Annotated in this window: 23 protein-coding genes; 11 read left to right on the top strand and 12 right to left on the bottom strand. The window is 71.0% G+C overall.

What is annotated here, in order from left to right; translation table 11 throughout:
• Window positions 1–64 precede the first annotated feature (64 nt).
• Window positions 65–2,239 (top strand): prolyl oligopeptidase family protein, encoded by a 2,175-nt coding sequence (locus ACE3T5_RS02160; protein WP_374663956.1) that lies wholly within the window; start codon window positions 65–67, stop codon window positions 2,237–2,239.
• A gap of 41 nt (window positions 2,240–2,280) precedes the next feature.
• Here the strand turns inward: ACE3T5_RS02160 and ACE3T5_RS02155 are convergent, their stop codons facing one another.
• The 3 genes from ACE3T5_RS02155 to radA are packed head-to-tail and all read right to left on the bottom strand — an operon-like array spanning window position 2,281 to window position 4,942.
• Entirely contained in the window at window positions 2,281–2,751 is a 471-nt protein-coding gene (locus ACE3T5_RS02155) for a glycerate kinase (RefSeq protein ID WP_374663954.1), read from the bottom strand.
• Window positions 2,748–3,557: a metallophosphoesterase gene (locus ACE3T5_RS02150; protein WP_374663952.1), complete on the bottom strand. Its 810-nt coding sequence runs from the start codon at window positions 3,555–3,557 to the stop codon at window positions 2,748–2,750. Before ACE3T5_RS02150 ends, ACE3T5_RS02155 begins: the two co-directional genes overlap by 4 nt.
• Window positions 3,554–4,942, bottom strand: a complete 1,389-nt coding sequence (gene radA, locus ACE3T5_RS02145) for a DNA repair protein RadA (RefSeq protein WP_374663950.1) — start codon at window positions 4,940–4,942, stop codon at window positions 3,554–3,556. The genes ACE3T5_RS02150 and radA overlap by 4 nt, the downstream gene beginning before the upstream one ends.
• Before the next feature lie 114 nt (window positions 4,943–5,056).
• On the opposite strand from radA, the gene ACE3T5_RS02140 reads away from it, so the two are divergent.
• Window positions 5,057–6,097, top strand: coding sequence for a D-cysteine desulfhydrase (locus ACE3T5_RS02140; protein ID WP_374663947.1), 1,041 nt, complete (start codon window positions 5,057–5,059; stop codon window positions 6,095–6,097).
• Window positions 6,098–6,168: 71 nt separating this feature from the next.
• Here ACE3T5_RS02140 and ACE3T5_RS02135 read toward each other — a convergent pair whose 3' ends face one another.
• On the bottom strand, window positions 6,169–7,047 hold the full coding sequence (locus ACE3T5_RS02135; RefSeq protein ID WP_374663945.1) for an SDR family oxidoreductase: 879 nt from the start codon (window positions 7,045–7,047) through the stop codon (window positions 6,169–6,171).
• A 22-nt stretch (window positions 7,048–7,069) separates the two neighbouring features.
• On the opposite strand from ACE3T5_RS02135, the gene hpaR reads away from it, so the two are divergent.
• From hpaR to ACE3T5_RS02095, 8 genes are read left to right on the top strand one after another with little or no spacing between them, the layout of a single operon-like run.
• A complete protein-coding gene (hpaR, locus tag ACE3T5_RS02130) occupies window positions 7,070–7,543 on the top strand; it encodes a homoprotocatechuate degradation operon regulator HpaR (RefSeq protein ID WP_374663943.1) in 474 nt (157 codons plus the stop codon).
• A 4-nt stretch (window positions 7,544–7,547) separates the two neighbouring features.
• Window positions 7,548–9,005, top strand: coding sequence for a 5-carboxymethyl-2-hydroxymuconate semialdehyde dehydrogenase (hpaE, locus tag ACE3T5_RS02125; RefSeq protein ID WP_374663941.1), 1,458 nt, complete (start codon window positions 7,548–7,550; stop codon window positions 9,003–9,005).
• Window positions 9,006–9,007: 2 nt separating this feature from the next.
• Window positions 9,008–9,934, top strand: a complete 927-nt coding sequence (gene hpaD / locus ACE3T5_RS02120) for a 3,4-dihydroxyphenylacetate 2,3-dioxygenase (protein WP_374663939.1) — start codon at window positions 9,008–9,010, stop codon at window positions 9,932–9,934.
• A gap of 49 nt (window positions 9,935–9,983) precedes the next feature.
• The gene (locus ACE3T5_RS02115; RefSeq protein WP_374663937.1) at window positions 9,984–10,391 is read left to right on the top strand and encodes a 5-carboxymethyl-2-hydroxymuconate Delta-isomerase; all 408 of its coding nucleotides are present in this window, start codon (window positions 9,984–9,986) and stop codon (window positions 10,389–10,391) included.
• Complete coding sequence (gene hpaH / locus ACE3T5_RS02110) at window positions 10,388–11,191, top strand: 2-oxo-hept-4-ene-1,7-dioate hydratase (protein ID WP_374663935.1); 804 nt, start codon at window positions 10,388–10,390, stop codon at window positions 11,189–11,191. The genes ACE3T5_RS02115 and hpaH overlap by 4 nt, the downstream gene beginning before the upstream one ends.
• A 37-nt stretch (window positions 11,192–11,228) precedes the next feature.
• On the top strand, window positions 11,229–12,038 hold the full coding sequence (hpaI, locus tag ACE3T5_RS02105; protein WP_374663933.1) for a 4-hydroxy-2-oxoheptanedioate aldolase: 810 nt from the start codon (window positions 11,229–11,231) through the stop codon (window positions 12,036–12,038).
• An 11-nt stretch (window positions 12,039–12,049) separates the two neighbouring features.
• Complete coding sequence (locus tag ACE3T5_RS02100; RefSeq protein WP_374663931.1) at window positions 12,050–12,832, top strand: class II aldolase/adducin family protein; 783 nt, start codon at window positions 12,050–12,052, stop codon at window positions 12,830–12,832.
• Complete coding sequence (locus tag ACE3T5_RS02095) at window positions 12,829–13,806, top strand: 2-dehydropantoate 2-reductase (protein ID WP_374663929.1); 978 nt, start codon at window positions 12,829–12,831, stop codon at window positions 13,804–13,806. The genes ACE3T5_RS02100 and ACE3T5_RS02095 overlap by 4 nt, the downstream gene beginning before the upstream one ends.
• A gap of 15 nt (window positions 13,807–13,821) precedes the next feature.
• On the opposite strand, the gene ACE3T5_RS02090 is transcribed toward ACE3T5_RS02095, so the two are convergent.
• From ACE3T5_RS02090 to ACE3T5_RS02065, 6 genes are all read right to left on the bottom strand, one after another.
• Window positions 13,822–14,808: a zinc-dependent alcohol dehydrogenase family protein gene (locus ACE3T5_RS02090; protein ID WP_374663927.1), complete on the bottom strand. Its 987-nt coding sequence runs from the start codon at window positions 14,806–14,808 to the stop codon at window positions 13,822–13,824.
• Window positions 14,808–15,386, bottom strand: coding sequence for an amino acid synthesis family protein (locus ACE3T5_RS02085; protein WP_374663925.1), 579 nt, complete (start codon window positions 15,384–15,386; stop codon window positions 14,808–14,810). Before ACE3T5_RS02085 ends, ACE3T5_RS02090 begins: the two co-directional genes overlap by 1 nt.
• 18 nt (window positions 15,387–15,404) lie before the next feature.
• The gene (locus ACE3T5_RS02080) at window positions 15,405–16,370 is read right to left on the bottom strand and encodes a tripartite tricarboxylate transporter substrate binding protein (protein ID WP_374663923.1); all 966 of its coding nucleotides are present in this window, start codon (window positions 16,368–16,370) and stop codon (window positions 15,405–15,407) included.
• Between the two features lie 43 nt (window positions 16,371–16,413).
• Window positions 16,414–17,277: a fumarylacetoacetate hydrolase family protein gene (locus ACE3T5_RS02075; RefSeq protein WP_374663921.1), complete on the bottom strand. Its 864-nt coding sequence runs from the start codon at window positions 17,275–17,277 to the stop codon at window positions 16,414–16,416.
• Between the two features lie 61 nt (window positions 17,278–17,338).
• A complete protein-coding gene (locus ACE3T5_RS02070; RefSeq protein ID WP_374663919.1) occupies window positions 17,339–17,887 on the bottom strand; it encodes a VOC family protein in 549 nt (182 codons plus the stop codon).
• Window positions 17,888–17,906: 19 nt separating this feature from the next.
• Window positions 17,907–18,638 (bottom strand): GntR family transcriptional regulator, encoded by a 732-nt coding sequence (locus ACE3T5_RS02065; protein WP_374663917.1) that lies wholly within the window; start codon window positions 18,636–18,638, stop codon window positions 17,907–17,909.
• A 79-nt stretch (window positions 18,639–18,717) separates the two neighbouring features.
• Between ACE3T5_RS02065 and ACE3T5_RS02060 the strand changes: the two genes are divergently transcribed.
• Window positions 18,718–19,617, top strand: coding sequence for a DMT family transporter (locus tag ACE3T5_RS02060; RefSeq protein WP_374663915.1), 900 nt, complete (start codon window positions 18,718–18,720; stop codon window positions 19,615–19,617).
• Window positions 19,618–19,634: 17 nt separating this feature from the next.
• On the opposite strand, the gene ACE3T5_RS02055 is transcribed toward ACE3T5_RS02060, so the two are convergent.
• Window positions 19,635–21,158 (bottom strand): hypothetical protein, encoded by a 1,524-nt coding sequence (locus ACE3T5_RS02055; protein ID WP_374663913.1) that lies wholly within the window; start codon window positions 21,156–21,158, stop codon window positions 19,635–19,637.
• 119 nt (window positions 21,159–21,277) lie between these two features.
• Entirely contained in the window at window positions 21,278–22,795 is a 1,518-nt protein-coding gene (locus ACE3T5_RS02050; RefSeq protein WP_374663911.1) for a hypothetical protein, read from the bottom strand.
• Window positions 22,796–23,021: the final 226 nt, after the last annotated feature.

The raw sequence follows: 23,021 nt of genomic DNA, 5'->3' as shown, positions 1-23,021 counted from the left end.
CCGAGGGGCCGAGCCGGCGATTTTATGCGAGCATGCCGCGCCCCCAGAGGAACACCGAAGCCGCATGATCCTTCTCCCCCGGCGCCTGGCGCCCTATCGCCCCGGGCTGGCCGCCGCGCTGGGCGTGATGTGCCTGCTGCTGGCCGCCTGCGCCGCGCCCGGCCCCAGGGCCACCGCCACCGCGGAGCCGTCCGACCCCTACCTGTGGCTGGAGGAGGTGCAGGGCGAGCGCGCCCTGGCCTGGGTGCGCGAGCGCAACGCCGAGGCCGAGGCGCTGCTGACGGCCCAACCCGGCTTCGCCGCCACGCGCGACCAGCTGCGCGCGGTGCTGGAGGACCGCAGCCGCCTCGCCCGCGTGCAGCGCGTCGGCGGCCACGTCTACAACCTCTGGACGGATGCCACCCATCGGCGCGGCCTGTGGCGGCGCGCCCTGCTGGCCGACTACGCCGCCGGCCGGCCGCAGTGGGAGCCGGTGCTGGACCTCGACGCCCTGGGCCGCGCCGAGGGCGAGAGCTGGGTGTGGAAGGGCGCCGCCTGCCTGCCCGCCGCCACCGAGGCCGGCATGGACCGCTGCCTGCTGCAGCTGTCGCGCGGCGGCGCCGATGCCCGCGTGGTGCGCGAGTTCGACCTGCGCACGCGCACCTTCGTGCCCGGCGGCTTCACCCTGCCGGAGGCCAAGAGCCAGGTGGAGTGGATCGACCGCGACACGCTCTACGTGATCACCGACTTCGGCCCCGGCAGCCTCACCGCATCCGGCTACCCGCGCATCGTGAAGCGCTGGTCACGCGGCCAGCCACTCACCCAGGCCGAAACCGTGTTCGAGGCCCCGGCGAACCATGTCTACGTGACGGCCACGGTCGACGCCGCGCCGGCCGGCCCGCGCCACGTGTTCCAGCGCGCCCCCGACTTCCACACCACCGAGGCCTTCGTGCTGCAGGCGGGCCGGCTGGTGCGCATCGACAAGCCGGCCGATGCGCGCCTGCAGGTGGGCGGCGGCTGGGCGGCGCTGCAGCTGCGCCGGGCCGCCACGCTGGGCGGCGCCAGCCACCCGGCCGGCACCCTGCTGGTGACACCGCTGGATGCGCTGGTGGCGGGCCGGCCGCGCTACGACACGCTGTTCACCCCCACGCCCACCAGCAGCCTGGCGCGCAGCGGCGTGCGTTTCCTGCGCGGCCACCTGCTGCTGGAACGCACGGACAACGTGGTGGGCGGCCTGGAGGAGTGGCGCCATGACGGCCGCGCCTGGCAGCGCCGCGCCGTGGCCGCGCCCGGCGCAGGGCAGCTCATGATCGAGCCGCTGGGCCTGCCGGCGCTGGCCCAGGACGCCTGGGGCGACGCCTACCTGATGACGTACTCGGATTTCCTCACGCCCGAGTCGCTGCTGCTGGGCCGCGCCGGCACCGACGAACGCAGCGTCGTGCAGCGCCGCGCCGCGCAGTTCGATGCCACCGGCATGCGGGTGGAGCAGCTCTGGGCCACCAGCCGTGATGGCACCCGCGTGCCTTATTTCGTGGTGTGGCCGCGCGGCGCCATGGCCAGCGCGGACAACCCCACGCTGCTCAGCGCGTATGGCGGCTTCCAGGTCAGCGTGCAGCCCACCTACCAGTCGCTGCGCGGCAACGCGTGGCTGGCGCGTGGCGGCGTCTACGTGCTGGCCAACATCCGCGGCGGCGGTGAGTTCGGCCCCGCCTGGCACCAGGCCGCGCTGCGCGAGAAGCGGCAGAACGCCTTCGACGACTTCATCGCCGTGGCCGAGGACCTGATCGCGCGCCGCATCACCTCACCGCGCCACCTGGGCATCGCCGGCGGCAGCAATGGCGGGCTGCTGGTGGGTGCCACGGTCACGCAGCGGCCCGACCTGTTCGGTGCCGCGCTGATCCAGGTGCCGGTGCTCGACATGCGCCGTTATCACCGCCTGCTGGCCGGCGCGAGCTGGATGGCCGAGTACGGCAACCCGGATGACCCGGCGGACTGGGCCTTCCTCTCGAAATACTCGCCCTACCACCAGGTGCGCGCCGACGCGAAGTACCCGCGCATCCTGCTGACCACCAGCACGCGCGACGACCGCGTCCACCCGGGGCATGCGCGCAAGATGGCGGCACTGCTGCTCGAGCAGGGCCACGCCGCGCTGTCCTACGAGAACATCGAGGGCGGCCATGGCGGCGCCGCCGACGCCACGCAGCGCGCCCACCTGAGCGCGCTGGAGTTCAGCTACCTGTGGCTGCAGCTGGGGCGGTAGTCTCGCTCCGGGAGAGGACCGGGGCGAGGGCGCCGGCCGCGCTAACGACCAGGGACTTCGCTCCCTCTCCCTCCGGGAGAGGGCTGGGGTGAGGGCGCCGGCGCGGCACCAACATCCTCCTGCGCCTGCGGCCGCACCATCTCCCACTTCACCAGCCGCCCGTTCACGAACTCGCAAGTCACGCTGCTGGCGGTGCCGTCGGTCCAGCGGTAGACCTCCGGGGCGGTGCCCGCCTCGCTCAGCTGCTCGCCCATGGCGCGCGTGAGCGCCATCACGTGCAGCAGGTTCACGCCCAGGCGCAGCTTGGCATTGAGCATCACCGCGCTGTCGCAATAGCCGATGGGCCGGTTGGCCGCGCCCTGCAGCACCTTCATCGTGCGGGTGAAGTGCAGCAGCATCCACATCACGATGCCACCCACGACCAGGGCCACGCCGCCCCAGCCGCCGGACTGCCAGCCCACGGCCACCATCACCACGCCCGCCACGGGCACCAGGATCTTCCGCCAGTTCATCCCGTGATTGTCGCGGCGGCCGGCGGCATGCGGCCTGTGGCGAGTGCGTAGGCCCAGTCGGGCCGGCCGCGGGCCTGCGCCAGCGCGGCCTGCGGGGCCCAGTCGTAGGGCACGGCGCGCCATTGCACGGCCCAGCCCGCGGCACGGCGCTCGACGATCACGTAGCGCGCCTGCGGATGGCCCGTCTCCATCACGTGCGGATGCGGCCAGTCCCAGTCGTAGGCCTGCAGGCCCACGCTGCCGGGGTTCACGACCAGCGTGCCGTCGCATTGCACGGCGCGCGGCATGTGGGTGTGGCCGCACAGGATCAGGGTGGGTGGCGCGGCTTCGTCGAGCACCGCACCCAGTCGCTCGCGCACTTCGATTGCGGTGGCGGGGCGCACGCCCGGGTCGCCGCCGGGCTGGTAGCTGGTGGTCGCCGTCTCCAGCAGGTAATGCAGGTCGCTCGCCGGCGTGCCGTGGATCAGCAGCACCTCGTCCGCGACGCGCAGGCCGGGCGGCGGGATGCTGTCCAGCCAGTCCCACTGCGCTTCGTTGAGTTGCGTGGCCGCGTAGCCGTCACTGTCGGTCGGGTTCCAGCGCTCGGCCCGCCCGCGCAGGCGCAGCAACTGCCGCTCATGGTTGCCGGCGATCACCGGCCCGCCGCGCGCCATCAGCAGATCGGCCGTCTCGGCCGGCTGCAGCGGGCCGCTCAAGCTGTCGCCGAGGTTGACGACGAGATCGGCGCGCTCGCGGTCCACCTCCTCCAGCACCGCCTGCAGCGCGGGCAGGTTGCCGTGGATGTCGGACAGCACCGCGATCCTCATGCCGACAGCTCCCGCAGCACCTCCAGCGCCTGCTCGATGCGCTCCACGGGGTGGATGGTCAGGCCCTCGAAGTCGCGCGCGGCGCGGCCGCTGGTCTTGGGCGCGTTGGCCTTGGGCACGATGGCCACCGAGAAGCCGAGCTTGGCCGCCTCGCGCAGGCGCTCCTGACCGCGCGGCGCCGGCCGCACCTCGCCCGCCAGGCCGACTTCGCCGAAGGCGAGGAAGCCCTTGGGCAGCGCCCTTCCGCGCAGCGACGAGGCGATGGCCAGCATCACCGCCAGATCCGCCGCCGGCTCGCTGATGCGCACGCCGCCCACGGCGTTGACGAACACGTCCTGATCCAGGCAGGCCACGCCGGCATGGCGATGCAGAACGGCCAGCAGCATGGCGAGTCGGTCGCGGTCCAGGCCCACAGAGAGGCGGCGTGGGCTCGGGCCGCCGCTGTCCACCAGCGCCTGGATCTCCACCAGCATCGGCCGCGTGCCCTCCAGCGTGACCAGCACGCAGCTGCCGGGCACCGGCTCGCTGTGCTGCGACAGGAAGATGGCGCTCGGGTTGGCCACGCCCTTCAGGCCGCGCTCCGTCATCGCAAAGACGCCGATCTCGTTGACGGCGCCGAAGCGGTTCTTGATGGCGCGCACCAGTCGGAAGCTGCTGTGCGTGTCGCCCTCGAAGTACAGCACGGTGTCCACCATGTGCTCCAGCACGCGCGGGCCGGCGAGCGCGCCTTCCTTGGTCACATGGCCGACCAGCACGATGGCGGTGCCGCCGGCCTTGGCCGCGCGAGTGAGATGCGCGGCGCATTCGCGCACCTGCGCCACCGAGCCGGGCGCGGAGGTGAGCGCGTCGGAGTAGACGGTCTGGATCGAGTCGATCACCGCCACCGCCGGCTGCTGCGCGCTGATGGTGGCCTGGATCTTCTCCAGCTGGATCTCCGCCAGCACCTTCACCTGCGAGCGGTCCAGCCCCAGCCGGCGCGACCGCAGCGCCACCTGGGCGCCACTCTCCTCGCCGGTCACGTACAGCGTGGGCACGCCCTGGCGCTGCAAGCCATCGAGCGCCTGCAGCAGCAGGGTGGACTTGCCGATGCCGGGATCACCGCCGATCAGCACCACCCCGCCTTCGACGATGCCGCCGCCCAGCACGCGGTCCAGCTCGTCGATGCCGGTGGGCGTGCGGGCGATGTCGGCCGCCTCGATGTCGGCCAGCACGGCGACCTCCGAAGCTGGCGCGAGCGATGCGAAGCGGTTGCGCGTGGCCGAGGCCGACTCGGCCACGCCCTCGATCAACGTGTTCCAGGCACCGCAGTGCGGGCACTTGCCCTGCCACTTGGGGCTGGTGCCGCCGCAGTCGTTGCAGGTGTAGAGGGTCTTGTCCTTGGCCACGCGGGCAGTGTAGGCGAGTGCGCAGCGGGTCAGCGTCGCCAGAGGCGCGGCGACGAACAGGGCCGGGCAGATCCCAGGTCGGCGGGGCCCGCGCTTCGGCGACACTCGCTCCCCATGGACCTCTCCCGCTTCCCCCGCCGCCGCTACACGCCATTCGCCACCCCCATCGAGCCGCTGCCGCGCTTCTCGGCGGCGCTCGCGGCCAGTTGCCCGGGCGGCGTGGGGCCCGAGGTGTGGATCAAGCGCGACGACATGCTGGGCCTGTTCCCCGGCGGCAACAAGACCCGCAAGCTGGAATTCCTGGTGGCCGACGCGCTGGCGCAGGGCGCCGACACGCTGGTGACCTGCGGCGCGCCGCAATCCAACCATTGCCGCATCACGCTGGCCGCGGCGGTGAAGGAGGGGCTGCGCTGCCGCTTCGTGATCGAGGAGCGCGTGGCCGGCAGCTACGACCCGCACGCGAGCGGCAATCACTTCATGTTCCAGCTCATGGGCGTGGAAGCGATCACCGTGGTACCCGGCGGCTCTGACATGGCGGCTGCGATGGCGCAGGTGGCGGCCGACGTGGCCGCGCTCGGGCGCAAGGCCTACATCATCCCCGGCGGCGGCTCCAACGCCATCGGCGGCCTGGGCTACGTGGCCTGCGCGCAGGAACTGCAGCAGCAGTGCTTCGACTTGGGGCTGCGCTTCAACCGCGTCGTGGTCGGCTCGGGCAGCTCCGGCACGCATGGCGGGCTGGTGGCCGGCTTCCTGGGCAACCACATCGACATTCCCATCGTGGGCGTGGGCGTGAGCCGCGACCCGGCGAACCAGCAGCCGCTGGTGCTGAAGGAGGCGCAGGCCGTGTGCGACCTGCTGGGCATCGGCGTGACCGTGCGACCCGAAGACGTCACCTGCGTCGGCGGCTACTGGCAGCCGAAGTATTCCGTGCCGAACGCGCGCATGGTCGAGGCGGTGCAGATGCTGGCCCGTACCGAAGGCATCCCGCTCGACCCGGTCTACACCGGCAAGATCATGGCCGGGCTGATCGGCCTGGCGCGCGAGGGCTTCTTCGCGCCCGGCGAGCGTGTGCTCTTCATCCACACGGGCGGCCTGCCGTCGCTGCATGTGTATGAGGACGTGGTGCTCGGACGCACCGAGGTCGCGTCCGCGTGACCTCGTGACCTCGTAGGCTGGGGTGGAGCGCAGCGCAACCCCAGCGCTTCAAAGTCCGCCCACGCGGCGCCTCAGATCAGGCCCTTGTACGACCCGCCGTCGATCTGGATGTTCTGGCCGCAGATGAAGGCGGCCTGCGTGCTGCAGAGAAACGCGCAGATCGACGCGAACTCCTCCGTGGTGCCGAAGCGCTTGGCGGCCACGGTGTCGGCCAGCTTGCGCCGCGCCTCGTCGTAGCTGGTGCCGTCCAGCTTCGCCTGGCGCTCGGTCAGGAACTGCTGGCGCGGGGTGTCGATGCGCTCCGGCAGCAAATTGTTGATGGTCACGTTGTCCACCACCGTCTCGGCCGAGATGGCCTTGCACACGGCGGTGAGCGCGGTGCGCGCCGAAGTCGACAAGCCCTGATGCGCGCGCGGTGACTTCACCATGGCGGAGGTGATGTTGACGATGCGGCCGAAGCGCCGCTCGCGCATGCCGGGCAGCAGCGCGCGGATCATCAGCACCGGCGCCAGCATGTTGGCTTCCATCGCCTGCAGGTACTGATCACGCCCCCAGTCCTGGAAGTTGCCCGGCGCCGGACCGGCGTTGTTGTTGATCAGGATGTCGGCATCCGGGCAGGCCGCCACCAGCGCGGCGCGGCCGGCCTCGGTGGTGATGTCGGCCTGCACCGGCGTCACCGGCTGGCCGGTGGCGCGACGGATCTCCTCCGCCGCCGCCTCCAGCGTGGCCAGCGTCCGGCCGTTGATGAACACGTGCACGCCCTCCTGCGAAAGCGCCAGGGCGCAGGCCTTGCCCAGCCCTTGCGACGACGCGCAGACGATGGCCTTGCGGCCGGCGAGGTGCAGATCCTTGCGGGTCTCCTTGTGCGTGCGGACCGACGACCGCAGCAGCCTGCCGGCCGCTGGGGCATGCCCCTGCGGCGCGCCCGGCGGGGCTTGCGCGAAAATCATTTAACCTGTTAAATATTGTGCCATGGTCCAGCCCTTCACGCACCGCAACCTGCCACGCCTGCTGCTGCAGGCGCGGGAGGCGGTGATGCTGCACACCCGCCCCAGCCTGCGCGCGCACGGCCTGTCGGATCAGCAGTGGCGCGTGCTGCGCGTGCTGGGCGAGCACGGCACGGTGGAGACAGGCCGGGTGGCACGTGAGGCGTTCATCCTCGGCCCCAGCCTCACCGGCGTGCTGGCCCGCATGGAGCGCGACGGCCTGATCCAGCGCGAGCGCGACCCCGCGGACCAGCGTCGATCCGTCGTGCGCGCCACGCCGCGCGGCAAGCGGCTGGTGGCGAAGCTGTCCGACGCCATCGAATCGCACTACGCTTGGCTGGAGCAATCGCTGGGCAAGCCGCAGCTGCAGCAACTCTATGACCTGCTCGACCGCGTGATCGCGCTGGAGCAGCCTGGCGACGAGACCGTCGCCGAACCCGAACACGAACAAGAGATCTGAACCCATGCGCATCGAACACCTGATCAACGGCCGCCCGGTTCCCGGCGGCGACTACTTCCAGACCGTCAATCCCGCCACGCAGGAAGTGCTGGCCGAGGTCGCCGCCGGCGGCGAAGCGGAGGTGAACGCCGCCGTCGCCGCGGCGAAGGCCGCCTTCCCGAAGTGGGCGGCCCTGCCCGCGCCCGAGCGCGCGAAGCTCGTGCGCAAGCTCGGCGACCTGATCGCGGCGCACGTGCCCGAGATCGCGCAGACCGAGACCAACGACACCGGCCAGGTGATCGCGCAGACCGGCAAGCAGCTCGTGCCGCGCGCCGCCGACAACTTCTACTACTTCGCCGAGATGTGCGTGCGGGTGGACGGGCACACGTACCCCACGCCCACGCACCTGAACTACACGCTGTTCCACCCGGTCGGTGTGTGCGCGCTCATCTCACCCTGGAACGTGCCGTTCATGACGGCCACCTGGAAGGTGGCGCCCTGCCTCGCCTTCGGCAACACCGCGGTGCTGAAGATGAGCGAGCTGTCCCCGCTCAGCGCTGCGCGCCTGGGCGAGCTGGCGCTGGAGGCGGGTATCCCGGCCGGCGTGCTGAACATCGTGCACGGCTACGGCAAGGCGGCCGGCGAGCCGCTCTGCGCGCACCCGGACGTGCGCGCCATCTCCTTCACCGGCTCCACCGCCACCGGCAACCGCATCGTGCAGGCCGCGGGCCTGAAGAAGTTCAGCATGGAGCTGGGCGGCAAGAGCCCGTTCGTGATCTTCGAGGATGCGGACCTGCCGCGGGCGCTGGATGCCGCCGTCTTCATGATCTTCAGCAACAACGGCGAGCGCTGCACCGCCGGCAGCCGCATCCTGGTGCAGAAGTCGATCTACGCTTCGTTCGTCGAGCAGTTCGTGGCCCGCGCGAAGCGCATCACCGTGGGCGATCCGCTGGACGAGAAGACGATCATCGGCCCGATGATCAGCCAGGGCCACCTGGCCAAGGTGCGCAGCTACATCGAGCTGGGGCCGAAGGAAGGCGCCACGCTGCTGTGCGGCGGCCTCGATGCGCCGGCCCTGCCGGACCGGGTGAAGAAGGGCAACTACGTGGCGCCCACCGTGTTCGCCGACGTGGACAACCGCATGCGGATTGCGCAGGAAGAGATCTTCGGCCCCGTGGCCTGCCTGATCCCGTTCGAGGACGAGGCCGACGCCATCCGCATTGCCAACGACATCGCCTACGGCCTCTCCAGCTACGTCTGGACCGAGAACATCGGCCGCGCCCATCGCGTGGCCGCGGCGGTGGAGGCCGGCATGTGCTTCGTCAACAGCCAGAATGTGCGCGACCTGCGCCAGCCGTTCGGCGGCACCAAGGCCAGCGGCACCGGCCGCGAGGGCGGCACGTGGAGCTACGAGGTGTTCCTGGAGCCGAAGAACGTGGCGGTGTCGCTGGGTTCGCACCATATTCCTCACTGGGGGGTTTGACCATGGGCCAACTCGCACTCGCCGCCAAGATCACGCACGTGCCCTCCATGTACCTGAGCGAGCTGGACGGCCCGCGCAAGGGCACGCGCCAGGACGCCATCGACGGCCACATCGAAATCGGCCGGCGCTGCCGTGCGCTGGGCGTGGACACCATCGTGGTGTTCGACACGCACTGGCTCGTGAATGCCAACTACCACGTGAACTGCGCGCCGCACTTCAAGGGGCTGTACACCAGCAACGAGCTGCCGCACTTCATCAGCAACATGGGCTTCGAGTTTCCCGGCAACCCGAAGCTGGGCAAGCTGATCGCCGAGGTGGCCAACGACTGGGGCGTGGAGACGCTGGCCCACGACGCGACCACGCTCAACCCCGAGTACGGCACGCTGGTGCCCATGCGCTACATGAACGCCGACCAGCACTTCCAGGTGGTCTCGGTCTCGGCGCTGTGCCAGGCGCACTACCTCAACGACAGCGCGCGCCTGGGCTGGGCGATCCGCCGCGCCATCGAGGACCACTACGACGGCACGGTGGCGATCTTCGCCAGCGGCTCGCTCTCGCACCGCTTCGCGCAGAACGGGCTGGCGCCCGAGTACGCGTTCAAGATCTGGAGCCCCTTCCTGGAGCAACTCGATCACGAGGTGGTGCGCATGTGGCAGGCCGGCGAATGGAAGGCCTTCTGCGGCATGCTGCCCGAGTACGCCAGCAAGGGCCACGGCGAGGGCTTCATGCACGACACCGCCATGCTGCTGGGCGCGCTGGGCTGGTCGGCGTACGATGGCCGCGCCGAGATCGTCACGCCGTACTTCGGCGCCTCGGGCACCGGGCAGCTCAACGCCGTGTTCCCTGTCACGCCGCAGGATGGTCATGCCATCCCGGCGCCGCAGGCCTCGTCGGCCGAGGGCTACACGGCGGTGGCGCAGCGGCTCTGAGGGGCGCTGCGGAAATCGTTATCTGACCCCAATTATTGGGAGGCTTGCCATGCCACATCTCGTCGTGCTGTACACGCCCAACCTGGAGGCGCGCACCAACCTCGGATTTCTTTGCCGCTCGCTGGCGGATGCCATGCTGGGGGTGATGGACGAGGCGGGGCGGCAGGTCTTTCCCACCGGCGGCACGCGCGTGCTGGCGTTTCCGGCGGCGCACTACGCGGTGGCCGACGGCAAGCGGGACTACGCGTTCATGTACCTCAACCTGCGCATGGGCGCGGGCCGCAGCGACATGGTGAAGAAAGCCGCCGGTGACGTGCTGCTGCACACGGTGCAGCGCCACTTCGCGCCGATCTTCGAGCAGTCGCTGATCGGCATCACCGTGCAGGTGGACGAGAGCCCCGGCCAGGTCTACGACGCCAAGCACAGCAACATTCATCCGCTTTTCCAGACCCCATGAGCTTCAGCACCGACCTCATCGACCAGCTCGCCCGCGAACTCGACCAGAGCGAGAAGACCCGCCAGCAGGTGGAGCACTTCAGCAAGCGCTTTCCCGGCATGACCATCGCCGACGGCTACGCGGTCTCGCGGGCCTGGGTGGCCATGAAGATCGCGCAAGGCCGCGTGGTGCGCGGCCACAAGATCGGCCTGACCTCACGCGCCATGCAGCAGGCCAGCCAGATCGACGAGCCGGACTACGGCACGCTGCTGGACGACATGTTCTTCGCGCCCGGCGACATCCCCTTCGACCGCTTCATCGCGCCGCGGGTGGAGGTGGAGCTGGCCTTCATCCTCAAGGCACCGCTGCAGGGCCCCGAGGTCAACGTCGACCAGGTGCTGGCCGCCACCGAGTACGTGCAGCCGGCCATCGAGATCATCGACGCGCGCATCGAGCAGTTCGACCGCCACACCAAGGTGATGCGCAAGGTGCAGGACACGATCAGCGACAACGCGGCCAACGCCGGCATCGTGCTGGGCGGCGAGAAGGTGGACCCGCGCGCGGTGGATCTGCCGTGGTGCGGCGCTGTCCTGCGCCAGAATGACGTGGTGGAAGAGACCGGCCTGGCCGCCGGCGTGCAGGGCCACCCCGCCATCGGCGTGGCCTGGCTCGCCAACAAGCTCGCGCCCTGGGGCGAGAGCCTGCAGGCGGGGCAGGTGGTGCTGGCCGGTTCCTTCACGCGGCCGGTGGGCGCCAAGCGGGGGGACCGCTTCGACGCCGACTACGGGCCGCTCGGACGCTTCACGTTCCGCTTCGTGTGAGCGCAGCGCCTCCCAACAGGAATCCGGAGACCCCTCGATGCAGACCCCCGTCAACCCCTTCAAACAGGCCCTGGCCGAGAAGCGCGCGCAAATCGGCCTGTGGCTCGGCCTGGCCGACCACTACACCACCGAGATCTGCGCCGGCGCCGGCTTCGACTGGCTGCTGATCGATGGCGAGCACTCGCCCAACGACCTGCGCACCATCCTGCAGCAGGCGCAGGTGATCGCGGCCTACCCGGCCAGCCATGCCATCGCGCGCGTGCCCATGGGCCATGGCATGGTGGGGCAGGCGCTCATCAAGCAGTACCTCGATCTCGGCGTGCAGACGCTGCTGGTGCCGATGGTGGACACGCCCGAGCAGGCGCGCGAGCTGGTGCGCTGCATGCGCTACCCGCCGGATGGCATCCGTGGCATGGGCGGCGCGCGTGCCTCGCGCTGGGGCCGCATCCCGCAGTATGCGAAGGAGGCCAACGCCCAGGTCTGCCTGCTGGTCCAGGCAGAGACGCGCGAAGCCATCGCCAACCTCGACGCCATCGCGGCGACGCCGGGCGTGGACGGCGTATTCATCGGCCCGGCGGACCTGTCGGCGGCCATGGGCCATGTGGGCAATCCCGCGCATCCGGAAGTGCAGGCCACCATCGAGGACGCCATCCGCCGCATCATCGCGGCCGGCAAGGGCGCCGGCATCCTGACCACCGACGAGACGCAGGCGCGGCACTACCTGGCCCTGGGCGCGACCTTCGTCGCCGTGGGCCTGGACACCAACCTGCTGATGCGCGCCACCACCGAGCTGGCGCGCAAGTTCAAGGGTGCGCCCGCTGCGCCGCAGGGCAAGACGACCTACTGAGGAGACCGCGCATGAGTGCCGTGCTGAAACCCGCCGCCGCCAGCCGCTTCCACCCTGACGAGTGGGCCGCGCGCGTGCAGCTCGCCGCCGCCTACCGCATCTTCGACATGCTCGGCTGGACGGAGATGATCTACAACCACATCACGGTGCGCGTACCCGCCAGCGTGAGCGGCGATGCGAAGCACTTCCTCATCAACCCCTTCGGCCTGCACTACCGCGAGGTGACGGCCAGCAACCTGGTGAAGATCGATCTGGCGGGCAACAAGCTGGATGCGGACAACCCCTGGCCGGTGAACCCGGCCGGCTTCACCATCCACGGCGCGATCCACACCCACGTGGACCACGCGCACTGCGTGATGCACACCCACACGACCAATGGGCTGGCGGTCGCCTGCACCGAAGGCGGGCTGGCGCAGAACAACTTCTATTCCGCGCAGCTGCATGACCTGGTGGGCTATCACGACTTCGAGGGCATCACCATCCACGCGGACGAAGCCCCGCGCCTGCTGGCCAGCCTGGGCAGCCGGCCATTGATGATCCTGCGCAACCACGGCCTGCTGTCGGTCGGCCCGACGCTGCCGCTCGCCTTCGTGCGGCTGTGGACGCTGCAGCGCGCCTGCGACATCCAGGTCACGCAGGCCGCGCTGGGCCGCGCCATCCCGGTGCCCCAGGCGGTGGCGATCAAGACCACGCACGACTCGTTCCAGTTCGACCAGCGCTTCGGCGCCGGCCAGGACGTGTTCGACGCCATGACGCGGCTGGTGGACCGCATCGACGACAGCTACAGGCAATGAACAAGGTCTGCATCTACGGCGCCGGCGCCATCGGCGGCTGGATCGGCGTGAAGCTCGCGCGCGTCGGTTGCGCGGTGAGCGTGGTGGCCCGTGGCGCCACGCTGGAGGCGATCCGCCGCGACGGCCTGCGCCTGGTGGAAGGCGGTGTCACGACCGCCGTGCCGGTGCAGGCCAGCGCCTCCCCGGCGGAGCTGGGCGTGCAGGACGTCGTGGTGGTGGCCGTCAAGGCGCCGGCCATGGCCGACGTGGCGCGTGCCATCGGCCCGCTGCTCGGGCCACACACCATCGTGCTCACCGCCATGAACGGCGTGCCCTGGTGGTTCTTTCACGGCATGAGCGGCCCGCTGGCCGGCACGCGGCTGGAAGCGGTGGACCCCGACGGTGCCATCGCCGCGGCCATCCCCGCGCAGCACATCATCGGCTGCGTGGTGCACGCGAGCTGCGCGCTCGACGGCCCGGGCCTGGTGCGGCATCACTTCGGTCAGAAGCTGATCATCGGCGAACCTTCGGGCGAGGCCACGCCGCGCGTGCAGGCGCTGCAAGCGCTGCTGCAGCGCGCCGGCTTCGAGATCGAGCTGTCGCCGCAGATCCAGAAGGACGCCTGGTACAAGCTCTGGGGCAACATGACGGTGAACCCGGTCAGCGCCATGACCGGCGCCACCACCGACAAGGTGCTCGACGATGATCTGGTGCGCGGGTTCATCTCCGCCGTGATGCTGGAGGCGCGCGAGATCGGCCACCGCATCGGCATCCCCATCACCCAGCAGCCGGAGGACCGGCATCAGGTCACGCGCAAGCTGGGCGCCTTCAAGCCCTCGATGCTGCAAGACGTGGAGGCCGGCAAGCCGGTGGAGCTGGATGCGCTGGTGAGCGTGGTGCGCGAGCTGGGCCAGCGCACCGGTGTGCCCACGCCCTACACCGACGTGCTGCTGGGCCTGGCGCGGCTGCACGCGCGCACGCACGGGCTGTATTGAGCCGCGGGCGCGGCCTCAGGGCCGCAGCACGAGCTTGCCCAGCGTCTCGCCCGCATCCAGCAGCTGGTGCACCTCACGGGCCTGCGCCAGCGGGAACACCGCGGCCGGCAGCGGGCGCAGGCGGCCCTCGGCCATGAGGTCGATGGCCCGCTGCATCAAGGCGCGCCGCTTGGCCGGGTCCGCATCGAGCGTGTGGATGGAGTAGCAACGCACGCCGAGGCTGCGGCCCAGGCGCGCGCGCAGGGCCGCGAACACATCCTGCGGCAGGCCGCCGAGCGCGTTGTACGACAGCAGGGTCCCCAGCGGCGCGAGCAAGTCGAGGTTGGCGATGAAGCCCGGCCCGGCGACGTGATCCAGCACCATGTCGACGCCCCGCCCCTGGGTGAGGGCCATCACGGCCGCGCGCAGGTCCTGCTCGCCGCGCACCAGCACCTGCTTTGCCCCCGCCGCGAGCGCGAAGTCCCGTTTCTCCGGCGAGCTGACGACCGAGATCACCTCGATGCCATCGGCGCTCGCCAGCTGTTGCAGTGCCGTGGCCACGCCGCCGGCGCCGCCGTGCAGCAGGATGCTGCGCGGCCGCACGCAACCGCTTTCGTACAGCAGCGCGCCGGCCAGCTGGTAGTTGGGCAGCGTGACGGCATCGTCGGGTGAGATGCTTGCCGGCAGCGCATAGACGGCCCCGGCCGGCAGGCAGAGGGCCTGCGCGTAGCAGCCGCCTCGCTGCGGCAGCTCCCGCGAGCTCACCAGCACGCGCTGGCCCGGCGCGACGCCGGTGACGCCGGCACCGACCGCATCCACCACCCCGGCCATCTCGTTGCCCGGGATCGCCGGCAGCGGCGGCATCCACTTGTAGGTGCCCTGGCGGATCAGCGCGTCGGGCTTGCCCACGCCGATGGCCAGCGCACGCACGCGGACCTCACCCGCCGCCGGCTCGGGCAACGGAAGATCGACGACCTCCAGCACCTCCGGCCCGCCGGGGTGCCGCAGCTGCACGGCCTGCATCAGCGCTGGCCGTCGTGCACCGACACGTTTTCCTTGGTCAGGCCGCCCAGCCGCGCATGCACGCGGCCACCCGTGCCCATGACCAGCGCGAACAGGATCTCGCGCGGACGCGGTGCGTCCTGGATGCCGATCTCCATGCTGTTGTAGTGGCTGCGCACATAGCAGGCGTGGATGTAGTGCAGCGGCACCATGAGGCGGTAGCCCGTGGCCGCGACGGCCTTGGCGGCCGGCACGATGGCCTTGGGCTCGCCCAGCACGGCGCGCATGGCCCAGCCGCCCGCCTCGTGCCAGACGGCGGCGTGTTCCAGCTCGCCGTCGACGCCCACGATCGCGGCCTTGCTGTACACCTCCACGTTCTCTTTGCCCAGCACGCCCACCAGCTCCTCGGCCAGCAGGGTGCCCAGCGAGCGCAGTTCGGCCATGAAGGGCAGCAGGTCCGGCTCGTAGCGGCCTGCGTACGGGTTGCGAATGACGGCACAGGCCGCGGCCAGGCGCAGCGGCTTCTCGGCCACCGGCCCGCCCTCGTGGTGGATGGTCTCGATGGTGAGGCTGCGCTTGCGGATTTCGATCAGGGACATGGAAAGCTTCGTGTTCGGCTATTGCTTGGGGATGCGGGCATCGGCCACGACCTGGGTCCAGCGCTGCAGCTCGCTGGCGACCATGGCCTTCATCTCCTCCGGCGTGCTGCCGCGGGCTTCGCCGCCCATCTCTTCCAGCCTCGTCCTGACGGCGGGCAGCTGCAGCGCCTTCAGGGTCTCGGCATTCAGGCGGTCGATGACGGGGCGGGGCGTGCCGGCCGGCGCCATGAGGCCGGCCCAGGAGCGCACGTCGTAGCCGGCCACGCCTTGCTCGGCGACGGTGGGCACGTCCGGCAGGCCGGGCCAGCGCTGCGAGCCGGTGGCCGCCAGCGCGCGCAGCTTGCCGGCCTTGATGTTGGCCAGCACCGCCGTGGGCGGCGCGATGATGAAGGGCACGTCGCCCGCCAGCAGCGCGGTGAGCGAAGCCGAGTCGCCGCGGTACGGCACATGCAGCAGGTTCAGCCCCGCCATCTTGGCCAGCAGCTCGCCCGCCAGGTGGTGGGTGGAGCCCACGCCGGCCGTGCCGTAGCCGATGGTGCCCGGAGCCGCCTGGGCCGCCTGCGCCACGTCACGGAAGCTGCGGTACTTCGACTCCGCGTTGGCCACCAGCAGGAAGGGGAAGAAGGTGATGGTGCTCACCATCTCGAAGCTCGCCACCGTCTGGTACGGCAGCGTGTTGTATAGCGCGCCCGCCACGACGTGACCCCCCGTGGCCAGCAGCAGCGTGTAGCCGTCGGGCCGGGCGCGCGCCACGGTGCCCGCGGCGATGGTGCCGCCGGCGCCGGCCTGCGCCTCGACCACCACCGACTGGCCGAGCGTCTTGCCGATCTCGCCGCCGATGAGACGGGCGATGGCGTCGGCGTTGCCGCCCGCGGCAAAGCCCTGCAGCAGCTTGATCGGCCGCTCGGGCCAGGTCTGCGCGTGCAGCGGGAAGCTGCCGGTGGCGGCGAGCGCGCCGGCGGCGAGGAAGGTCCTGCGGTCCATCTTGTCTCCTTCTGGGGTTCGGGTGCGTGGTGCGCGGGGCCGTTCAGGCCCCGGCGACCACCGGGTTGCGCAGCGTGCCGATGGCCTCGATCTCGACCTCGACCACGTCACCGGCGCGCATGATCAGCGGCGGCTTGCGGCTCCAGCCCACGCCGGCCGGCGTGCCGGTGGCGATCACGTCGCCCGGTACCAGCGTGAAGATGGTGGAGGCGTAGTTGATGAGCGTGGGGATGTCGAAGATCATGTGGCCGGTGTGGCTGGACTGCTCCACCTTGCCGTTCAGGCGCACCTCCAGCTTGAGATGGCGGCCGGGCTCGATCTCGTCGGCCGTCACCATCCAGGGGCCGAAGCCACCGGTCTGCTCGAAGTTCTTGCCCGAGGCGATCTGCTTGGCATGGAACTGCCACTCGCGCACGCTGGCGTCGTTGTAGCAGCTGTAGCCGGCCACGTGCTCATAGGCGCGCTCCTTCGGGATGTTGCGGCCGGCCTTGCCGATGATGACGGCGAGCTCGCCCTCCCAGTCCAGCGAGTCCGACACCTTGGGGTTGACGATGGGCTGGTTGTGGGCCGTCTGCGAGCGCCACACGCGCAGGAAGATCGGCGGCTGCTCCGACAGCTCGCGCTGCATGCCGGCGGCCAGCACTTCCTTGTGGTGGTCCATGTAGTTGCGCACCGCGCACACGATCTTCTCGGGCCGCGGGATCACCGGCAGGAAGTGCAGCGTGGCCAGCGCGCCGTCATCCGGCTGGCCCTTCACATGCTCGGCCGCCTGCAGGTAGGCGCCGGAGCCGATGTAGTCGGCCAGCGTGGGGTACTGCGGGAAGGCGCGGCTCAGGTTGACGGCGCGGTCGCCGACGGCGGCGCCCCAGGCCTCTTGGCCGTTATGGAGGTAGGACAGGAGTCGCATGACAGGTTCCAGTGGATGAAGACAGGGGCCGCGCTGGCACAGCGCGGCGGTGGAGCGGGGTTCAGGCGGCGGGCGCCGCCTTCAGGAAGCGGGCGCGCCACTCGTCGAGCGGCATGAAGGTGGGGTCGGCGCGGCAGATGGCCTCGGTCTCGCGCATCAGCTCCTCGTCGCTCTTGTCCAGATCGAGCGGGTCGCCGTGTGGCTGCGCCACGTAGAAGGGCGTGTCGATGTAGACCTCGACCGTGTTGCCTTCGGGGTCGGAGAAGTAGATCGAGAGCGCATTGCCGTGATTCAGGCCGCGCATCTGGGTGGCGCCCTGCTCCAGCGCCAGGCGGCGGATGTCGCGCATGGACTGGATCGACGGCACCACGAACGAGATCTGCATCACCGTGGAGAACGTGGCCTCTTCGGGGCGACCGCCGGCGATGACCAGCTGGTGGTGCTGGTCGGGGCTGGCGCTCATGAAGATCAGGTCCACCGGGAAGGTGCGGCCGCGGCCGCGGTCCGTGACGGTGAGGCCGAACACGCGCGTGTAGAAGTCGACCAGCCGCTGCGGATCCTTCGCGAAGATGCCGAAGTGCGAGGGCGTGGGGCGCGAGACAGTGAGCATGGTGCAGGCGGTAGGGTGATCAGGAAGGGCGGCCCGCCTCGGCGGCGGCCTCCATGCGGGTGAGGGCGGCCTCGACGTTGCGCTGCGTGCCGCGCACATGCTCGGCCAGCAGGGCGCAGGCCGTCTCGGCATCGCGGCGCAGCACGGCATCGAGCAGGCGGCGGTGCTCGCGCAGCTTGCTGCGCAGCGTGGTGCGGTGCCGCGCCGAGAAGCGGCGGTAGCGCTCGGCCTGGTCGAACAGGCTGGCGCACAGGGCGCGCTGGCGCTCCGACGGGCAGGCGGCGTAGAGCGAGAGATGAAAGTCCCGGTGCAGCTGGCTCCAGGTGTCGTCCAGCACCAGCGGCCCTTCGCCAAGATTCGCCTCGGCGCGCTCCAGCCGGTGGGCGGCGGCCACCACGGCGGCCTCCCAGGCGTCGTCGCCCTGCGCGATGGCGGCCTGCAGCGCCTGCACCTCGACCAGCAGGCGCATGTGGGTGACATCGGCCAGGTCCGCGCGGGAGATGGCGGCCACGCGGAAGCCCCGGCGGTCGTCGGCGCGCACCAGGCCCTCCTGGCTCAAGCGGTTGAGCGCCTCGCGCAGCGGACTGCTGGAGACACCGTAGCTCGCCTGCAGCTCCTCGACCTTCAGCTTGGCGCCGGGCGCGTGCGCGCCGGTCAGCACGTCACGCCGCAGCCGCAGGAAGGCCTGCTCCACCAGGGACGGGGCGGAAGGCGCGGACGGAACCGCGGGCGAGGACAGGGTGGGCTGCACAAAACGGAATTTATGCACAAAATGGATTTCTGTGCATCGGGTTTTCCCGACCTGCCGGCGCATCCACTACGATCCCGCCATGACAACCCGGTCGATCGGCCCCGCGGCCTTCTTCACCCTGCTGCTGATCGCGCTGATGATGGGCGCCAACCACGTGGCCGCGCGCATCGCCTTCAACCACGGGGTGGACGTGGCGACGGCCGTGGCCTTCCGCAGCATCGCCACCGCCCTGGTGGTGCTGGCCCTGGTGCTGCGGGCCGGCGCGAAGCTGGACCTGACGCCGCGCCAGCGCCGCTTCCTGCCCGGCATCGGCCTGCTGATCGGCGTGCAGAGCCTGTTCCTGTATTCCGCCGTGGCCCGGCTGCCGGTGGCCCTGGCGCTGCTCGCCTTCAACACCTATCCCCTGTGGACCGCGCTGCTGGCCTGGGTGATCTACCGGCAGCGGCCCGAGCGCACGCTGGTGATCGCGATGCCGGTCATCCTGCTCGGCCTGGCCCTGGCGCTCGACGTGCTGGGCGCCGCCTCGGGCCTGGGCGCGGCCGGGCAGTGGGGCCGCATCGGCGCGGGCGTGGCCTTCGCGCTGGCCGCCGCCGCCTCTTTCGGCCTGGCGCTGGTGCTCACGCAGCACGAGACGCAAGGCGTGGACGGGCGGGTGCGCACCATGGCCTCCATGGGGATCGCCGGCGCCGTGGCGCTGATCGCCGTCACGGTGCAGGGCGGCTTCCACCTGCCCACCGCGCCGGCCGGCTGGGGCGGGCTGGCCGCCCTCGCCTTCCTCTACGGCACCGCCTTCACCATCATGTTCACCGTGCTGCCCCGGCTGGGCGTGGTGGGCAACTCCGCCATCATGAACGTGGAGCCGGTGTTCGCGCTCGTGCTCGCGTGGCTGATCCTGGGCCAGGCCATCGCGCCGGTGCAGGTGGCCGGCGCGCTGCTGGTGGTGGGCGCGGTGATGTGGCTGGGGCTGCGGCGGCGCTAGCCGCCGCAGGCGGCCCGCTAGCGCACGCCCAGCACGAAGGTGCCGTCGGAGCGGTCCGGCAGCGTCAGGCCCACCCACAGCTGCTGCTGCCCGGCGGGGCTGAGCGTGCGGTAGGCTACGCCGATCACGCTGAAGCCGCACAGGTCCGCCGTGCCGCTGACCTGCGCGATCACCTGGAACACGTTTCGCCCGCCGGGCCGCGGGCTGACGGTGCCGCTGAGCGTGCAGGTGGCGAAGCTGCCGCTCACCGCGCCATCGGCCGCGATGACCATCGTGCCCGTGGCGCCCATCGCGGCGCGGAAGGGCCAGCTGCCCGTGATGGTGGCCAGGCTGGCCGGCTGGCTGTAGTCGTAGCGGGCCACCGGCATCACGGCGGCCGTGATCGGGTGCGACTGCGAGTCACCGATCACGGTGGCCTGCCCGCTCAGGCTGGTGCCGGCCACATAGGTGCCGGTGAAGCTGCCGGTCTGTGCGTCCTCGCTCTGGTACACGGTCATCAGGCTGCTGCTCACGTAGCTGCCGTTGCTGCCGGCGCCGGTGATGAAGGTCAGGCCCTCCACCTGCGTCAGGCTGCCTTCACCGGTGCCATCGGCCACCCACACATCACCGTTGTCCAGCGCCAGGATCTGCACCCGCGCCGTGCTGCCGCCGGATGTGGAGGTGCCCTCGTACACGCCCTCCAGCGGGCCGCTGGCACCGGCGGGCGGATCCGCGCTGGCGAAGACCAGCCGCTTCAGCGGCACCCTGCGGCCGTCCGGCAGGGTGAGTTCCGCCGTGGTGCCGGTGAGCCCGCGGAAGGCCACCGTGCCGGCGCTGCCGGTCGCCTGCGGCGCCCGATAGGCCGCGCCCAGTGCCTGGCCGTTCTGGTAGGTCTGCAACTCGCCGCTGAAGCCCTGGCCGCTGACGGCGCCGACCGTGAGATACCAGACGGGCTGGCCGCTGGCGTCATACATGTAGCTGGCGAGCGCCGCCGTCGCGCCCTGCACGTCGACGAAGAAGCCACGGCCGCTCTCGGCGTCGTTCCACCACAGGCCGTTCTCGAAGCCGGCCGCCGAAGACACGACCGTGCCGCCGGCGAGGGCGAAGCGCTGCACCGGCAGCGCCTGGCTGCCCGCCGCCGTGGCCAGCGTGAGCGTGCCCGAGGTCGGTGTGGAGACGACGAAGGTGGCCGTGGCCGCGGCGACGGTAGTGGTCGGCGCGCGATAGCTGCCGCCCAGCGTCTGCCCGCCGCCGTAGCGCGACAGCGTGCCGAGGTAGCTGCCATCGCCCTGGCGTGCGAGCGGGCCCACCAGCCAGAGAGGCCGGCCATCGGCCTCGTACAGGTAGGCGCCCACCGTGAGCACGCCGCCCTGCCTTTCGATGGCGAAGCCCCGGCCCGATTCGCCCGGGTTCCACCAGATGCCGATCTGCGGCTCGACCGCACCGGCTTTCAGCAGGCCGCTGGCCGGCACCGCCTCATCCGCGCCACCGCAGGCCGCCAGCACGACCGCTGCCACGCACGCCAGCGCCCGCGCGCGCAGGCCCTTCCAGTTCCACTGCATCGTCCCAACCTCCTCGCGCCCGTCGACCCGCCGCATCGGGCGGGCGGGGTGCGATCAAGTTAGCACGGTGCGCGCGGGGGCATTTGACTTGCAGCAACCGCCCGCGCAGGCGAGCCGGATCAGCGTGTCCCGAGCAGCATGGTGCCGTCGGTTCGCGCCGTGTTCATGAAGCCCATCCAGAGCTGGCTGGTGCCGGTCGGACTCTGGGTCACGAAGGCCACGCCACTCCCGGTGAAGCTGCAGCCCGACCCCGTGAGGGAGACGCTCGCATTGAACACGTTCTTGCCGCCCGGCCGCGGTGTCACGGTGCCAGAGAGCGCGCAGCCGCCGAAGTTGCCCGTCAGCCCGCCGCTGGCGTCGATGCTCGCCGCGCCGGTGGAGCCCTCGCTGGCCTTGTAGGACCAGTTGCCAACCACCGCGCTCAGGCTGGCGGCGGCCTGGTAGTTGTAGCGCGTCGTCGGCAGGGCCTGCGCCGAGAGGGTTGAGGCCGCGCTCTGGCCCAGTTTGTAGGTGCCGCTGAAGCTGACCCCCGCAACGTAGGTGGCGGTGAGGGTTCCGCCGCTGGCATCCTCATCGGCAACGATGTCCACCACGCTGCTGCTCGAGTAGGTGCCGTTCGCGGACGATCCCGACGCCAGGGTGAAGGCTTCGAGCTCCGTGATCGTGCCACCGCTGCCGGCACTGGCGCTGCCCTTGCCCCACGCCGTCCAGACGTCGCCGTTGTCCAGCGCGAGCACCATCGCCGGGCCGGACCCGACGGTGCTTTCATACACCCCTTCCAGTGCAGCGGTGCTGCCGCCACCCGAATCACTACTGGCAAACACCAGCCGCTTGACCGGCACCACGCGCCCGCCGGGCAGCGTGAGCTCCCCCGTGGTGGCCGTGATGGCGCGGAAGGACACCGTGCCCTGCTGGCCCGCGGACGCCGGTGCGCGGTAGGTCGCGCCCAGTGCCTGGCCGCCCTGGTAGGCCTCCAGCGTGCCGCTGAAGGTGCTGCCGCTGACGGTGCCGACCGTGAGGTACCACAAGGGGTTGCCGCTGCCGTCGTACATGTAGCTGGCCAGCGCCGCGGAGGTGCCCTGCACGTCGATGAAGAAGCCGCGTCCGCTTTCGGCGTCGTTCCACCACAGGCCGCTTTCGAAGCTGGCCGCGGAGGCGGCGATGCTGCCGCCGGTGAGCGCGAAGCGCTGCACCGGCACCGTGTGCGAGCCTGTCGCGGTGACGAACGCGAGCGAGCCGCTGGTGGCCGTGGTGAGCGAGAAGGTCACCGTGGCCACCGCCGCGGATGAACTGGGCGCGCGGTAGGTGCCGCTCAACGATTGCCCGCCCGCGTACCGCGTGAGCTGCCCCTGGTAGTCGCCGTTCGACTGCCGCGCGAGCGGCCCCACGTACCAGGTGGCGCGGCCATCGGCCTCGTACAGGTAGGCGCCGAGCGTGACGATGCTGCCCTGGCGCTCGACCGCGTAGCCGCTGCCCGAGGCCGAGGGGTTCCACCAGATGCCCGTCTGCGGCTCCGCGAGCGAGGCCTTCTGCAGCCCCGCGAGCCCGCCTTCACCCTCCCCACCCCCGCAGGCAGCCAGAAGGCCGCACAGCATCCACGCGGCCAGCCAGCGGCCGCAAGCCATCCACTTGCGCATGGTGATTCCCTCCAGTGCAGGCCGACTCGACGCCCCGGCCCTTGGGCATTCCTGCGCCGCAAGTTAGGCCTCCGGCCCGCGCCTGTCCAACACATCCGGTGTAGGACCGTCGTGACGCCGCGCTCATCCATGCGAAAGCGCCCGCCGGTGCGATCATCGATCGCCGGGAAATGAATGCCCCCAAATGCATCAGGGTCTGCCGCCCTTGCTCAGCCTTGAGCGTGAA

Source organism: Ramlibacter sp. (assembly GCF_041916345.1).
Lineage (GTDB): Bacteria > Pseudomonadota > Gammaproteobacteria > Burkholderiales > Burkholderiaceae_C > Ramlibacter.
The sequence above is the reverse complement of the archived record's forward strand: the minus strand, read 5'-3'. Positions and strand labels throughout refer to the sequence as shown.

Coding starts and splice junctions, on each gene's coding strand:
- ACE3T5_RS02100 (WP_374663931.1), top strand. CDS start 12,050: ATGAGTGCCGTGCTGAAACCCGCCGCCGCCAGCCGCTTCCACCCTGAC.
- hpaD (WP_374663939.1), top strand. CDS start 9,008: ATGGGCCAACTCGCACTCGCCGCCAAGATCACGCACGTGCCCTCCATG.
- ACE3T5_RS02070 (WP_374663919.1), bottom strand. CDS start 17,887: ATGCTCACTGTCTCGCGCCCCACGCCCTCGCACTTCGGCATCTTCGCG.
- ACE3T5_RS02090 (WP_374663927.1), bottom strand. CDS start 14,808: ATGCAGGCCGTGCAGCTGCGGCACCCCGGCGGGCCGGAGGTGCTGGAG.
- hpaH (WP_374663935.1), top strand. CDS start 10,388: ATGAGCTTCAGCACCGACCTCATCGACCAGCTCGCCCGCGAACTCGAC.
- ACE3T5_RS02160 (WP_374663956.1), top strand. CDS start 65: ATGATCCTTCTCCCCCGGCGCCTGGCGCCCTATCGCCCCGGGCTGGCC.
- ACE3T5_RS02115 (WP_374663937.1), top strand. CDS start 9,984: ATGCCACATCTCGTCGTGCTGTACACGCCCAACCTGGAGGCGCGCACC.
- ACE3T5_RS02085 (WP_374663925.1), bottom strand. CDS start 15,386: ATGTCCCTGATCGAAATCCGCAAGCGCAGCCTCACCATCGAGACCATC.
- hpaR (WP_374663943.1), top strand. CDS start 7,070: ATGGTCCAGCCCTTCACGCACCGCAACCTGCCACGCCTGCTGCTGCAG.
- hpaE (WP_374663941.1), top strand. CDS start 7,548: ATGCGCATCGAACACCTGATCAACGGCCGCCCGGTTCCCGGCGGCGAC.
- ACE3T5_RS02075 (WP_374663921.1), bottom strand. CDS start 17,277: ATGCGACTCCTGTCCTACCTCCATAACGGCCAAGAGGCCTGGGGCGCC.
- ACE3T5_RS02060 (WP_374663915.1), top strand. CDS start 18,718: ATGACAACCCGGTCGATCGGCCCCGCGGCCTTCTTCACCCTGCTGCTG.
- ACE3T5_RS02095 (WP_374663929.1), top strand. CDS start 12,829: ATGAACAAGGTCTGCATCTACGGCGCCGGCGCCATCGGCGGCTGGATC.
- ACE3T5_RS02135 (WP_374663945.1), bottom strand. CDS start 7,047: ATGATTTTCGCGCAAGCCCCGCCGGGCGCGCCGCAGGGGCATGCCCCA.
- hpaI (WP_374663933.1), top strand. CDS start 11,229: ATGCAGACCCCCGTCAACCCCTTCAAACAGGCCCTGGCCGAGAAGCGC.
- ACE3T5_RS02150 (WP_374663952.1), bottom strand. CDS start 3,557: ATGAGGATCGCGGTGCTGTCCGACATCCACGGCAACCTGCCCGCGCTG.
- ACE3T5_RS02050 (WP_374663911.1), bottom strand. CDS start 22,795: ATGCGCAAGTGGATGGCTTGCGGCCGCTGGCTGGCCGCGTGGATGCTG.
- ACE3T5_RS02055 (WP_374663913.1), bottom strand. CDS start 21,158: ATGCAGTGGAACTGGAAGGGCCTGCGCGCGCGGGCGCTGGCGTGCGTG.
- ACE3T5_RS02155 (WP_374663954.1), bottom strand. CDS start 2,751: ATGAACTGGCGGAAGATCCTGGTGCCCGTGGCGGGCGTGGTGATGGTG.
- ACE3T5_RS02140 (WP_374663947.1), top strand. CDS start 5,057: ATGGACCTCTCCCGCTTCCCCCGCCGCCGCTACACGCCATTCGCCACC.
- ACE3T5_RS02080 (WP_374663923.1), bottom strand. CDS start 16,370: ATGGACCGCAGGACCTTCCTCGCCGCCGGCGCGCTCGCCGCCACCGGC.